General features: G+C 46.9%; 14 protein-coding genes. 4 read left to right on the forward strand and 10 right to left on the reverse strand.

What is annotated here, in order from left to right; genetic code table 11:
• Positions 1-137: 137 nt before the first annotated feature.
• The gene (gene dnaE / locus ACH97_RS08170; protein ID WP_020452565.1) at positions 138-3482 is read right to left on the reverse strand and encodes a DNA polymerase III subunit alpha; all 3345 of its coding nucleotides are present in this window, start codon (positions 3480-3482) and stop codon (positions 138-140) included.
• A gap of 139 nt (positions 3483-3621) precedes the next feature.
• On the opposite strand from dnaE, the gene ytrH reads away from it, so the two are divergent.
• The 3 genes from ytrH to ACH97_RS08185 all read left to right on the forward strand — a co-directional run bounded on the left by ytrH (position 3622) and on the right by ACH97_RS08185 (position 4754).
• Positions 3622-3963 (forward strand): sporulation membrane protein YtrH, encoded by a 342-nt coding sequence (gene ytrH, locus ACH97_RS08175; protein ID WP_003184343.1) that lies wholly within the window; start codon positions 3622-3624, stop codon positions 3961-3963.
• Entirely contained in the window at positions 3960-4463 is a 504-nt protein-coding gene (gene ytrI / locus ACH97_RS08180; protein WP_020452566.1) for a sporulation membrane protein YtrI, read from the forward strand. The genes ytrH and ytrI overlap by 4 nt, the downstream gene beginning before the upstream one ends.
• Before the next feature lie 111 nt (positions 4464-4574).
• Positions 4575-4754 (forward strand): YtzJ family protein, encoded by a 180-nt coding sequence (locus ACH97_RS08185; RefSeq protein ID WP_020452567.1) that lies wholly within the window; start codon positions 4575-4577, stop codon positions 4752-4754.
• Positions 4755-4867: 113 nt separating this feature from the next.
• On the opposite strand, the gene ACH97_RS08190 is transcribed toward ACH97_RS08185, so the two are convergent.
• Entirely contained in the window at positions 4868-5812 is a 945-nt protein-coding gene (locus tag ACH97_RS08190) for a DHH family phosphoesterase (protein WP_020452568.1), read from the reverse strand.
• A 146-nt stretch (positions 5813-5958) separates the two neighbouring features.
• Between ACH97_RS08190 and ACH97_RS08195 the strand changes: the two genes are divergently transcribed.
• Positions 5959-6261, forward strand: a complete 303-nt coding sequence (locus ACH97_RS08195; RefSeq protein WP_020452569.1) for a YtpI family protein — start codon at positions 5959-5961, stop codon at positions 6259-6261.
• A 28-nt stretch (positions 6262-6289) separates the two neighbouring features.
• Here ACH97_RS08195 and ACH97_RS08200 read toward each other — a convergent pair whose 3' ends face one another.
• From ACH97_RS08200 to ACH97_RS08230, 8 genes are all read right to left on the reverse strand, one after another.
• Positions 6290-7612 carry a CBS domain-containing protein gene (locus ACH97_RS08200; RefSeq protein WP_020452570.1) on the reverse strand — a complete coding sequence of 441 codons (1323 nt, stop codon included), beginning with the start codon at positions 7610-7612 and terminating at the stop codon, positions 6290-6292.
• Positions 7613-7704: 92 nt separating this feature from the next.
• The gene (locus ACH97_RS08205) at positions 7705-8262 is read right to left on the reverse strand and encodes a PadR family transcriptional regulator (RefSeq protein WP_020452571.1); all 558 of its coding nucleotides are present in this window, start codon (positions 8260-8262) and stop codon (positions 7705-7707) included.
• 117 nt (positions 8263-8379) lie between these two features.
• Positions 8380-9066: a metal-dependent hydrolase gene (locus ACH97_RS08210; RefSeq protein ID WP_020452572.1), complete on the reverse strand. Its 687-nt coding sequence runs from the start codon at positions 9064-9066 to the stop codon at positions 8380-8382.
• Between the two features lie 32 nt (positions 9067-9098).
• Entirely contained in the window at positions 9099-9860 is a 762-nt protein-coding gene (locus ACH97_RS08215; RefSeq protein WP_023855495.1) for an SDR family oxidoreductase, read from the reverse strand.
• Positions 9861-10025: 165 nt separating this feature from the next.
• Positions 10026-10169, reverse strand: coding sequence for a hypothetical protein (locus ACH97_RS23730; RefSeq protein WP_020452574.1), 144 nt, complete (start codon positions 10167-10169; stop codon positions 10026-10028).
• Between the two features lie 74 nt (positions 10170-10243).
• The gene (gene argH / locus ACH97_RS08220) at positions 10244-11623 is read right to left on the reverse strand and encodes an argininosuccinate lyase (protein ID WP_020452575.1); all 1380 of its coding nucleotides are present in this window, start codon (positions 11621-11623) and stop codon (positions 10244-10246) included.
• Positions 11620-12831 (reverse strand): argininosuccinate synthase, encoded by a 1212-nt coding sequence (locus tag ACH97_RS08225; RefSeq protein WP_020452576.1) that lies wholly within the window; start codon positions 12829-12831, stop codon positions 11620-11622. Before ACH97_RS08225 ends, argH begins: the two co-directional genes overlap by 4 nt.
• Positions 12832-13025: 194 nt before the next feature.
• On the reverse strand, positions 13026-13544 hold the full coding sequence (locus ACH97_RS08230; RefSeq protein WP_023855497.1) for a MogA/MoaB family molybdenum cofactor biosynthesis protein: 519 nt from the start codon (positions 13542-13544) through the stop codon (positions 13026-13028).
• Between the last annotated feature and the right edge of the window lie 106 nt (positions 13545-13650).

The raw sequence follows: 13650 nt of genomic DNA on the forward strand, positions 1-13650 counted from the left end.
CAAACACTCCTTCAAGGGAATTTTGCCAAAAACTTTGCTTCGTTTTCTGCTTAAGATTCTTGTAAGACGAACCCTAGAATCTTAAAAATGATAACACAATTGACCGCTTTTTTGATCAATAATGCTCAAAATACCTGCTATCTGAGCACGACATTTTTCTCACCTACAACGCTTTTCAGCCTGTAGAGGGCAGCGTGGTCAGCCTTGATGTTGTAGCTTTCCGGCAGCTGCATCGTTTGTTTCCGTTTTTCATAATAGACGCAGACCGGCGTTTCCCCTTTGTGTTCAAGCAGGATGCTGCTGATTTTCTTAAAGATATCGTGGGTGTGCTGACTTTCCTCCACTTTAATATAGACGGACGGCTGCTTTTTAGCATGAAGCGATTCGACAAGCGATGCCCCGGCGATGATCAGCTGGCGCTTTTCATTCCTTGTCTCAAGACGTCCTTCTGCAAAAAGCGATACGCCTTCTTCCAGGATCGGGGAAAGCTGTCTGAACTGTTCAGGAAAAACAACCGCTTCGATTTCCCCGCTTTCATCGCTCAGCTCCAGAAAAGCCATCGTCTGTCCCGTTTTTGTACGGATCGTCTTCATCTTCGTCAAAAGTCCGCCCAAAGCCGCCTTTTTACGGCTGGAGGCGAGCAGCTGAATAATCGGCAGCGCACCTGCACGGTCCAGCTTCTTGCGGTGAACGCTCAACGGATGGTCAGAAAAGTAAATGCCGAGCGTCTCCTTCTCGTGTGCCAGCAGGTCGACGAGCGGCATTTCTTCCGTCTCGGCGTACTTCGGCTTAATTGTCAAGCCTTCATCGAGAAAGAAGCCGAGCTGATCATTGTCTCCTGCAAACAATTCGGCATGCTCCAGCGCGACATCGACAGAAGCGAGCAAAGTGGCCCGGTTTTCACCGAATTCATCCATTGCTCCGGCAAAAATTAAAGCTTCAATCGTTTTCCGGTTCACGCTTTTCACAGAAGTCCTGACACAAAAGTCAAACAAATCTGCGAACGGCTTTTCTTTTCTTGCCCTGTAGATTTCTTTCACAGCCGAAATCCCGACGCCTTTAACAGCCCTTAAACTGTAGCGCAGCGCCCCGTTTTCCACGACGAACGGATAGCCGCTCTTATTAATGGAAGGACCTAAAACATGCAGCCCTTTCCCTTTCGCTTCATAGATGTACTGAGCAAGCTTTTCCTCATTTCCGATCGCACTCGTCAAGAGGCCGCACATAAAGTAGAGGGGGTAATGCGCTTTTAAATAAGCGAGCTGGTAGCCGATCATGCTGTATGCAACCGCATGACTCCGGTTAAAACCGTAATTGGCGAATTTTACAATCAGATCGTATACTTCATTAGCCGCTTGTACGGAATACCCTTTTTTCAAGCATCCACTAATAAAATGATTTCTCTCTGTATCGAGAATTTCCTTGTTTTTTTTGCCGACCGCCCTTCGCAAAAGATCGGCTTCTCCAAGCCTGAAACCCGCCATCCGCGATGCGATCATCATGATCTGTTCCTGATAAACGATCACGCCGTATGTATCTTTCAAAATCTCGGCCAAATCCTCGTGCGGATAAGACACGGCAACCCGTCCGTGCTTTCGTTCGATATACAGCGGGATATTTTCCATCGGGCCCGGGCGGTACAAGGCATTGACAGCGACAATGTCTTCAAGGCTTGATGGCTTGAGCCTTTTTAAAACGTTTCTCATGCCGGCTGATTCGAGCTGGAAAATACCTGTCGTATCTCCTTCTGACAGCAGCTTAAACGTCTGTTCATCTTCATAGGGAATCGCCGAAAAATCGATGGTGACCCGCTCGCTTTTTTCGATCAGCGTTTTGATCGATTCAATGAGCGTTAAATTGCGCAAGCCGAGAAAATCCATTTTCAATAGTCCCAAGTCTTCGAGATAGCCCATCGAATATTGCGTTAAATATACACCGTCATGTCCTTCCTGTATCGGTATGATATTCGTCAGCGGCTCCTCGCTCAACACGACGCCCGCCGCATGAATTGACGTATGCCGCGGAAGCCCTTCGATTTTCTGAGCCGTTTTAAATATGTCCTGAAGCTTCTTGGACCCGTTCAGGCGCTTGTCCAGTTCAACAGAAAGAGCTCTCGCCTCTTTCAGCGTCACTCCAGGTTTGGACGGAATCAATTTCGCCAGCTGGTCGGCTTCTTTCGGACTGATGCCCATCACCCTGCCGACGTCCCGGAGCGCCGCTTTTGCGGCCAATGTACCAAACGTGATAATTTGCGCTACGTGCAGTGCCCCGTATTTATTTTTCACGTATTGGATGACTTCATCCCTTCTCGTATCGGGAAAATCGATATCGATATCGGGCATGCTGATGCGCTCCGGATTTAAAAACCGTTCAAACAGCAATTTGTGCTTGATCGGATCGACATCTGTGATAAACAGCGTATAAGCGACGAGAGAGCCGGCCGCCGACCCCCGCCCCGGCCCTGTGATAATGCCGTTGTCGTGGGCAAACTTCATGAAATCCCAGACGATCAAAAAATAGTCGCTGAACGCCATGTCGCGAATCACTTTCAGCTCATACTCAAGCCGTTCGACATACTCCCTCGGAGCGGCATCGAACCGTTTTTCCAGTCCGAGAAAGCAAAGCTCAGCCAAATAATCGTCAGCATTCTTGCCGAAAGGCGCCGGATATTTCGGCAGGCGCGTCTGGCCAAGGCTCAGGTCCACCTGGCACAGATCCGCGATTTTGACTGTATTCTCCAACGCGTCCGGACGATCCCTGTAAATGTCAAGCATTTCAGCGGGCGGCTTGAGCTCAAGATGCAGATCTCCTTCGGCCTTCATGTCTTCGTTCAGCTTCTCGCCCGCTTTAATCGCTTTTAAACACGTATAAGCTGCCGCATCCTCTTTTTCGATGTAGCGTACATCGCCGGTTGCAGCAATCGGAATTCCCGTATGTTCGCTGAGCTCCAGAATGCGTTCAGAAAGAAGCGGGTCGCCCTTGTACGGCTGATACGACAAATAAAAGCTGCCCTCTCCGAAGATCGAAAGACAGCGGAGGGCGGCGTTCTTCGCCTCTTCAATCAGCCCTTCTTTCAACAGCGCTTCAACATGGCTTGTCCCGCCCGTTGTCAGCGCAATGAGCCCTTCATGATAACTTTTGAGCCATTTTTCTTTGATGCCGGTTTTTGATTTCGACTGCAACACGCTGCTGATTTTCAGCAGGTTTTGGTAGCCTTTGTTTGTTTTCGCCAAAAGAACGAGCGGATATGAAAGCTGTTCTTTTTCATCTGTTAAAACTGAGGCTGTAAGCCCGATAATCGGCTTGATGCCGCGTTTTTTGCATGATTTATAAAATTCCACCGCCCCGTACATGACCTCATCATCCGTCAGCGCCATTGCGCTGTAGCCCAGCTCTTTGGCTTTGGCCGTGAGGTCCTCTACGGAAGCGGCGCTGTTTAATAAGCTGTAACCGCTGTGTACTTGCAGGTGAACAAAAGGCATTTCTGTCACCCCTTCCTTTTTCGAGCCGTCTCTTTTCATTATATGATGGGATCGAATGAGAAACAAATGTTCTTTCTTTGATCAACAATCATACTTGTCTTTCTTTATCCATATAGTGTGATAAGGTGAGGTGATCGGAATGGATCCTGAACAGCCCTTTTTTCCAAACTTTATCAGCTGTTATTTTATTGCGCTAGGAGTGCTTCTCGGCGGTTGCTTAATCGGAGGGATCGGCGCCTATCTGTCGGGACAGCCGCCTTTAACGATTATTACAAGCCTCGCAAACCGTCTAAAAATCTGGGCGCTGGTTGCGGCAATCGGCGGCACGTTTGACGCGGTCTACAGCTTTGAAAGGGGCATTATCGAAGGCAATACGAGAGACATCGTAAAACAGCTTCTCCTGATTCTTTCGGCGATGGGAGGAGCGCAGACCGGTTATCTGATCATCAATTGGCTCACACAGGAGCATATTTCCTCATGAGAATCCCTCCTTATTATAAAAAACCGGGTTGGCAGCGTTTTTTTGCGGGAATGATGTGCGGAGCCATCATCAGCTGGGTCGTGTTCCTGTTTACATACGGCACCTTTCAGGAGAAGCAGGTCGTCTTGATAAGAGAACAGAAAGAGCGCATCAATGATTTAAATGACCAGATCACCATTTACCGGGAGGACCTTCATAAGCTGAATGAAGACAATAAAAGAAAACTGCTGATTCAAAGCGTCGACGTCAAGCTGATCAACGGCAAGCAATACAAATTGTCACAGCCCGACATGATGAACTTTGAAGAGCGTATCCGGGATAATATTTCGGATGTCATCACAAAGGATATCGAAAGCGTCTACCGGACGAAGGAGCTTTTAAAGCGGACGATTGAAAATAAAGAGTATACGATAAACGATAAAACGTACAAAGCGAAAGTCACCGAACTGACGATTTATACACGGCTTTCCGTTGAAATCAAAATCTCTTTTTCCGAATAAAATTATGGATTTTTTTTTACGATTTACATGCATTCGTCGCTTTTTTCCATATTTTAATTTAAACTGACAGTAAGCGATATGTAAGTTTTTTTAAAAAGGGAGGAAAGCAGAATGTACATTTACAGTTACCATCAGCTGGCAAGAGATAAAGTCAACCGGATCAAGCTGGGCTACTCGGCTTATGCGGAAACCGAAAGTCTCGCGTCCCTTATCAAAAGAGAGTTAAGAGCCCAAAACATCCATGTTTATGAGGATGTAACAGATATCGGATCATGGTTTATACCTGAATAAGCAGCAGCTGTGATGCGTAAAATGATCTGCTTACACTTTGCTGCTTACTTTTTCGCAAAATATAATGCAAACGCTTGCAGTTGAACTGCACAAAAAAAGAGGGACTTCCCCTCTTATTTGTTTTCTTTGCATATGCGCTCCAAGTCAGCGATGACAAGATCGGTGTCTTTCCAGTCATAGATGGAAGCACCGGCTGCGAGCGGATGGCCTCCGCCGTTGTATTTTTTAGCGACTTCATTGACAATCGGCCCCTTTGAACGAAGCCTTACCCTGATCTGGTCGGCTTCCTCCACAAAAAACACCCATGCTTTGATTCCTGAAATATTGCCGAGCGTGCTGACAAGCTGTGAAGCTTCAGACGGCGTAATATTGTATTGATGCAAAATGTCACGGGTGATGAATACCGACGCCACACCGTTTTCGGACAGAGAAACATTCTGGTAAATGTAACCGTTCAGCCTCACAACATTTAATTTCGTCTCATACAATTGATTAAAAAGCGCCTGAGAATTAAAAGGATACTCAATCAGCTCTCCGGCATATTTCAATGTCTTTTTTGTCGTGTTCGGAAATAAGAAGCGCCCTGTATCCCCCACAATGCCGGCATAGATCAGTTCGGCACCCTTTGTCGGAAGCGTCCATCCCGCTTGTTCTTTACCCGCTAAATACAGTTCGTAAATCATCTCGCTCGTCGAGCTCGCATTCGTATCCACCCATAAAAGGTCGCCGTATTGGTCTTCATTCGGATGATGGTCGATTTTGATCAGCTTGTCGCCCATGTTGTAGCGCGAATCGGAAATTCTCGCTTGATTGGCCGTGTCACAGACGATGACAAGTGCATTTTCATACACCGGGTCTTCAATCATATCCGGGGTGTACAAAAAAGCGAGGGAAGGCTCGGGCGTTCCGACCGCGAAAATATTTTTTTCAGGATAGGTTGCCCTCAGGATTTCCGCAAGGCCGCATTGGGATCCGTAGGCATCGGGATCCGGTCTCACATGTCTATGTATAATGATCGTGTCATATAATGATATGGTTCTGATGATTTCTTTTTTCATGACGCGCCCCTTCTTTACTTTGTTTTTAACCATTAAATCATAATCTGTTGTTGGTGGAAAGTGAAAGTTATGACTTTTTATTGTAGAAAGCGAACCCGATTATGTATACAATGGGTTTGTAAAACTTACAATGGAGGATGTCGATTATGCCGTTTTTTGTTTTTTTCATTGTGTTTTCAGCGATAGCTTATGGGTACTTCAAAGTAAGGTATGTGCGCACCAAAAAAGCGATTGAACGGGAATACTATTCGGCCAAGTCAAGCATGAGTCTGGGCCTGTTTATCATGTTCTTCGGCGCCAATCAGCTGCTTTTAAACCGCGGCACGCTTGCTGTCGTCATCGGCGTTATTTTTATGCTGACCGGGCTCGGGAGCATGTGGGCCGGCTACAGAGCCTATAAGCACTATGTCCCTTTGCTTGCGAAAGAAAACGAACGGGAAAACGCATAAGCGAAAAGAGGGACACTGGCCGCGTCCCTTAGCTTCTTTCCATCAGCTGAACCATCATCATCGCTTTGCCGACGAGAGCACCCTGGTGAAAAACTTCTATATCCATTTTTCCGAACTTTCTCCCGGCTTCGAGAATGTTCGGTTTTATTTCAATGACAGACTCCATTTGCACAGGCTTTAAAAAATAAATCGTCATGCTCTCTATCACGAGTTCGCCTTTTTTGTGCGACCGCAAAAAACGGTTTGCAGCTTCGGTCAAAATCGTCGTAAACACGCCGTAGGAAATCGTTCCCAAGTGGTTTGTCATTTGCGGCGTTACTTCGTATTGATAAACCGGATCCGGCTTGTTTTTGTCATTGTCCGATTCTTTGAAACCGCCTGTCACAATGTCATCGAGTTTTTCGCCGACCTGAGGCTGCTTCTGAATCATTTGAAGCGCCTTTAATACGTCCTGCCTGCTGATCATGCCGATCAGCTTTTGCCGCTCGTCAACGACGGGAAGCACTTCGATTCCTTCCCAGACCATCATCTGCGCCGCTGAAGCGACTGACGTTTTGCCGATTACTGTAATCGGGTTTTTCGTCATGACTTTTTCAATCAATACAGAGCGGTCATATCCGGCAACATCTTTTGAAGTTAAAATGCCGTGGATTTTCATCTGCTCGTCAACGATGGGAAAACGTCCATGCCCCGTTTCAAAGTTTTTCTCATACCATCTTTCGAGCTTTTCATGAGGGGATAAGCAGACCGTTTTTTCCAAAGGGGTCAAAATATCCTCGACAAGCACGACCTCTTTTTTGATGAGCTGGTCATAAATCGCCCTGTTGATCATCGCGGCTACAGTAAACGTGTCATAGCTTGTAGAAATGACCGGGAGCTCGAGCCTGTCGGCAAGCTCAATAATCTCCGGCTCCGTATCAAAACCGCCGGTCACCAGCACGGCAGCACCCGCTTCCAAAGCCTGGCGGTGCGCATCGATTCGGTTGCCGACAATCAGCAGGTTGCCCGCCCCGGTATATCTCATCATCGCATCAAGCTTCATCGCTCCGATGACGAATTTGTTGAGCGTTTTATGAAGCCCTGCTTTTCCGCCAAGCACATGGCCGTCAATGACATTGACCACTTCAGCGTATGTCAGTTTTTCAATATTCTCTTTTTTCTTTTGCTCGATCCTGATCGTTCCGACCCTTTCGATCGTGCTGACAAACCCTTTATTCTCGGCTTCTTTTATCGCTCTGTAAGCAGTTCCTTCACTGACTTTCATTTCCTTCGCAATCCGCCTGACGGAGATTTTTTCGCCGACGGACAAAGAATCAATATATTTTAAAATCTGTTCGTGTTTTGTCGCCAATCGTTTCACCTTCATCCTCTGACTGCTAGATATATTTATTATAAATGGTTGTGCAATTGAACCGCAATCCGCCTTCGCAACATCATGTCCGTCTAAGAGCGATCATTCTCCATCAGAAGAAGCGCTTTTTCAAGCCATGAGCAATAGCCGTTTTCCCGCTCCAGCGCCCGGGTCAATACAAGGTAATGGCCGAAATGAGGCGAGCGGAAAGTTATCGATTCACCCGCTTCGCGCTTCAATTCTTCGAGCTTATTTTTTAAAAAAACGGCTTTCTCCTCCCGCTTTTGAAGCTGATCGGCAAAAAGCCTTTTCGCTTCATCACGTTCCATCGAAGAGATAAAATAAGCTTTCAGCATAAATTCATCTTTTACCGTATCGGGGACCGGTTTGAATTCCGTAAGCCATCCGTGAAGTTCACGCTTTCCGGCCTCTGTGATGGAATACATTTTCTTTTCTAATTTTGAGCCTTGGATCACCGTTTCATATTCGATAAATCCTTCATCCGTCAGCTTTTTCAGCTCGGGATAAATCTGACTGTGCTTGGCGCTCCAAAATTGGCCCAATTCGGCTTTAAAGCGGCTTGTCATATCGTAGCCGCTCAAACTCCCGTGATCAAGGAGCCCCAAAATCGCGTATTTCAATACCCTCATAATATCCTCCCAAGAACAATCCGATTCCTATATTATATCATCATTAACATGTTTTGATAGACATATAACCGGTTCAACCGAAAAAAGGACCCGGATTCGGGTCCTCTAAAAACAAGTTTATTTAAATTCGATTGACTCACCGACCTCAAGCACTTTTCCGACGCCGCCGGGAAGGCTGTCCGCAAATGCATGCGGGTCCTGTTCGATGACGGGGAACGTCGAGTAGTGAACCGGTACAACCTGTTTCGCCCTGAGCCATTCTGCGGCCAGTTTGGCATCCTCCGGGCCCATCGTAAAATTATCGCCGATCGGCAGGAAAGCGAGGTCGATATGATTTAATTCACCGATCAGCTTCATATCTGAGAAAAGCCCGGTGTCTCCTGCATGAAAAATCGTCCTTCCTTCCACAGTCAAGAGGATCCCCGCCGGCATGCCGGTATAGACGATCTTTTGGCTGTCTTCTTCCGTATAAGCCGATCCGTGGAAAGCCTGCGTCAGCTTGACTTGGCCAAAATCGAACTGATGGGAGCCGCCGATATGCATCGGATGGACATTCAGGCCTTTCCATCCCAGATAGACCGCGAGTTCATTCGGAGCTACAACGAGCGAATGATTTCGCTTGGCGATTTCGACGGTATCGCCGACATGATCGTTATGACCGTGGGTCAGCAAAATAACATCCGCTTTAACCTCTTCCGGCTTTAAATCGGTTAAAGAATTTCCTGTAATAAACGGATCGAAGATCAATTGATGATTTCCCGTTTCAACTGTTACCACTGAATGACCATGATATGTCACTTTCATCATATCCACCCCTGTTTTTTAATTTCGCACGTCTAAAGAGAATGACGGTTAATCACATTCAAGCCGCCTGTCGCTTCAATGACTGTTCCCGTAATGTAGTCGGAATGTTCATCGCATAGAAAAGTGATGATCCTTGCGATATCTTCACCGGTTCCCGACCTGCCGATCGGCGTTTCCTCATCAAGTGACGCCCTCGCTTCTGAAATCGAAGCCTCTTTCATATCCCCGACGATGTTGCCTGGACAAACCATGTTGGCTGTGATGCCGGAGCCCGCTTCTTCAATGGCGATCGTTTTTGTTAAAGAAGCCAGCCCCACTTTCGCCGCTCCAAAAGCGGAACGATGCAGCCAGCCCGGCGCATGGTCTGCCCCCTGAAATCCGTATGTGATGATGCGGCCGAACCGCTGGCGCCTCATCACCGGAACAACCGCTTTAAACAGATGGAAGACAGAGCTTAAGTTGCCTTCAAGCATGTCATACCATTCATCATCAGTATAATCTGCAAGCTTTTTTCGTTCAAATATGTATGGGCCGGCATTATTGATCAGAAGATCAATTTTTCCAAATCGCTCAAGTGCGGCATTCACCATCCGGAGCAGGTCTTCTTTCTTGGTGACATCTCCCTTTACAAACTGTAAACGGTCAAGGGATGACCGCCATTTTTCTTTGAGGCGGCTGACAGCTTCTTCGTCCTGCCTGTAATTCACCGTCACTGAGTAGCCTTTTTCAAGCAGGGCTTCCGTCACTTTACGCCCCAAACCTTTTGAACCGGCAGTAATTAACGCATGGCGCACATCTTTCCCTCCCAGGCATTGGTTCTCGGTATTCGCAAATGATTGCATGTATCTACCTATACTTTACTACAAAAGCCAGAGTATATCACATGTGGAGCATCGGGAAATTTGCAATCGTCGCTGGACAGAAGAAAGCTGAAGCCCGCTGTTACGGGCTCCAGCTTTCTATTGTTTATCTGCATCAGCTAACGGCTGTGCGTCATCGTGCGCGACAAATCCGCTGAAATAGGCATCAGAGATTTGCTGAACGGTTTCTTTATCGCCGTCGGCATCATACATGTATGCGTGTTTTGACTGATCTTGTTTCATTGCCACACCCCTTTTCGATTCACAAATCTATTTTGCGTATGAAGCCGCACAGTTATGAATCGAATCGGGAAGTGTTAAAAATTGTTCAAACAATGCTTCGCCTTTTGAATGGCTTCTTCCACCTTTTTGAATCCCGTCCCGCCTTCACTCATCCTTTTTTCGACGGCATGGTGCGGGTCGAGCACGATGTAGACGTCTTCTTCAAACAGTTCGCTTGCCTTTTCGAACTCTTCAAACGGCAGGCCGCTGAGATAAATGCCTTTTTCGATACAAGTGTAGACAAGCTTCCCGACGACTTCGTGCGCCTCTCTGAACGGCATGCCCTTTTTCGCCAGATAGTCGGCAAGTTCGGTGGCATTTGAAAAATCCTGCTCCGTTGCTTTTTTCATCATATTTTTGTTCACTGTCATCGTTTTCGTCATGCCGGCAAAAATCTCAAGGCTTCCTTCGACCGTTTTCACAGTATCAAACATACCTTCTTTGTCTTCCTGCAAATCTTTATTGTACGCTAACGGGAGCCCTTTCATAATCGTCAGGAGGCCGATCAGATCACCGTATACGCGTCCGGTTTTCCCGCGGATAAGCTCTGCCATGTCCGGGTTTTTCTTTTGCGGCATCATGCTGCTCCCCGTAGCATAAGTGTCATCAAGCTCAATGAATTTAAATTCCTGCGAACACCAAAGAATGATTTCTTCGGAGAATCTTGACAGATGCATCATCAAAATGCTGCTCGCGCTTAAAAATTCAAGGATGAAATCCCTGTCGCTGACGCCGTCCAAGCTGTTTTCATATATCGAGTCAAACCCGAGCAGACCTGCTGAATATTCACGGTCGATCGGAAATGTTGTTCCTGCGAGCGCCCCGCATCCAAGGGGGGACTTGTTAATCCGCTTGAATGAATCATGATAGCGTTCTTTATCGCGCTCAAGCATCCAGAAGTAAGCGAGCAAATGATGCGCGAACGAGATCGGCTGCGCCCGCTGCAGATGGGTGTATCCCGGCAGTATCGTCTCCACATGTTCTTCCGCTTTTTCGATAAGCACGTGTTGAAAAGCCGTAATCAGCTCAATGATATGCTCTGTGTGCCCTTTTAAATACAGGTGCATATCCGTCGCCACCTGGTCGTTTCGGCTTCTGGCCGTATGAAGCTTTCCGCCGAGCGGCCCGATTTCGTCAATGAGCATTTTTTCAAGGTTGAGGTGAATGTCTTCGTAATCGACTGAAAAATCGAGTTCGTTTTTTTCCGCTTTGTGCAAAAGGGATGTCAGGCCTTCTTTTATTTTGACCGCTTCTGCTTCGGTTAAAATGCCGCATTTTTCAAGCATGGAAGCATGAGCGAGAGACCCTGCGATATCTTCTTTCACGAGCGTTTTGTCAAAGTGGATCGATGCGCCGAACTCATCGACCCATTTTTCCGGTGTTTTTTGGAACCGGCCTCCCCACAGCTTTTTCATGCTTTAATCTGCTCCTTTTTTTGGACGATGCTGTTTACTTTCGTCGGCAGTCCCCACAGCTCGATAAAGCCGACGGCAGCGTGATGATCGAACGCATCGTCTTTTGTATACGTCGCCAGTTTTTCATCATACAGGGAGTATTCGGATTTACGCCCTTCAACGATCGCATGGCCTTTGAACAGCTTGACGCGGACGACGCCCGTGACATGCTTCTGCGTTTCTTTCAAGAAACCGGAAAGCGCGTCTTTAAGCGGAGAAAACCACAGGCCGTTATAGATCACTTCAGCCATTTTTTGTTCGATCAGAGGTTTGAAATGCGCCACTTCTTTTACTAATGTCAAATCTTCAAGCTCTTTGTGCGCCTTAATCAAAGTCATCGCGCCCGGGCATTCGTACACTTCGCGTGATTTGATGCCGACAAGGCGGTTTTCAACATGGTCGATGCGCCCCACTCCATGCGCGCCCGCCAGTTCATTCAGCTTTAAAATCAAGTCTGACAGCGAGTAATGAGCGCCGTCAATGGAAACCGGAATGCCCTCTTCAAAAGCGATTTCGATCACATCGGGGGTATCCGGTGTTTTTTCAAGCGGCTTCGTCAAATCATAAGCCCCTTCAGGAGGCGCCGCCCATGGATCTTCCAGAACTCCGCATTCATTGCTTCTGCCCCACAGGTTCTGGTCAATTGAATACGGGCTGTCAAGATTGATCGGAATCGGAATGCCGTGCTTTTCTGCATACGCGATCTCTTCGTCGCGCGACCATTTCCATTCGCGCACAGGTGCCAGTACCTCTAAATCCGGATTGAGCGATTTAATGGACACCTCGAAGCGCACTTGGTCATTTCCTTTGCCTGTGCAGCCGTGAGCCACGGCTTGGGCGTTCTCTTTTTCAGCCACTTCGACCAGCTTTTTGGCGATCAGCGGTCTGGACAGAGCTGATACAAGCGGGTACTTTCCTTCATAAAGCGTATGGGCCTGGAGGGCGGTCAGTGCAAACTCTTTCGCAAATTCTTCTTTTGCATCGATAACATATGAATTAGAAGCCCCGACTTGAAGCGCTTTTTGCTGAACAAATGCGAGATCCTTTCCCTCCCCGACGTCAAGGCAGCAGGCCACTACATCATATCCCTGTTCCTGCAGCCATTTTATCGCGACAGAAGTATCAAGTCCTCCTGAATATGCTAAAACCACTTTTTTCTTTTGCGTCATTTTGAAAAACTCCTCTCATCTCGGTGCTCTTTTTTGTATAAAAATAAGTTTTATTTAATAAAAATACATTTAATATGTATACACTTTAACAAGGAAGTCTGGTTTTTTCAACCTTTTTATAAAAAAAACTTCATTCATTTTTTATGAATGAAGTTCAGTGCATATTCAGCGTTCAGCCGGAGGGCTTTCCGGCTTTATTTTTTCATATCTTTTCTCAGTTCTCTGATGACATGGGCAAGCTCAGGCACAATCAGCTTTGACATTGCAAGCTTAACCGCCCCGCTTGAACCCGGTGTTGCAAACACGGCTTTGTTTTGAATAACACCCGCTGCAGCTCTTGAAAGGATCGCAGCCGCTCCGATATCCTCTGTATAACTCAGCATGCGGAATATCTCCCCAAATCCCGGAATTTCTTTCGAAAAAAGAGGAACGATCGACTCGATTGTTACATCTCTAGAGGCAATGCCCGTCCCTCCGTTTAATAGGATGGCATCGATACGGTCATCAAGACAGCCTTCCAGCACAGCTTTTTGAATCATTTCCTTTTCATCCTTTACAATCTCATAGGAAACGATCTCATGACCGTCTTCCGCTAAAAACTCTTTCATAAGCCGGCCGCTTTTATCTGTGTCTTCCGTTCTTGTATCGCTGACAGTAATAACTTTGCAGTTGACGCGGTCCGGCGCTTCTTTTTTATGTTCCTCAACACTCATGGCTAAATAGCCTCCTTTATACAGTCTTTTTTCATTATAAAGGGGAAGATGCATAAAAAAACAGCCTTCCTTGTAAAGAGAAGGCTGTCAGACTGTTGACAAAATA

Origin of the sequence: Bacillus paralicheniformis (genome assembly GCF_001042485.2) — a bacterium.
In the GTDB taxonomy this organism is placed as follows: domain Bacteria; phylum Bacillota; class Bacilli; order Bacillales; family Bacillaceae; genus Bacillus; species Bacillus paralicheniformis.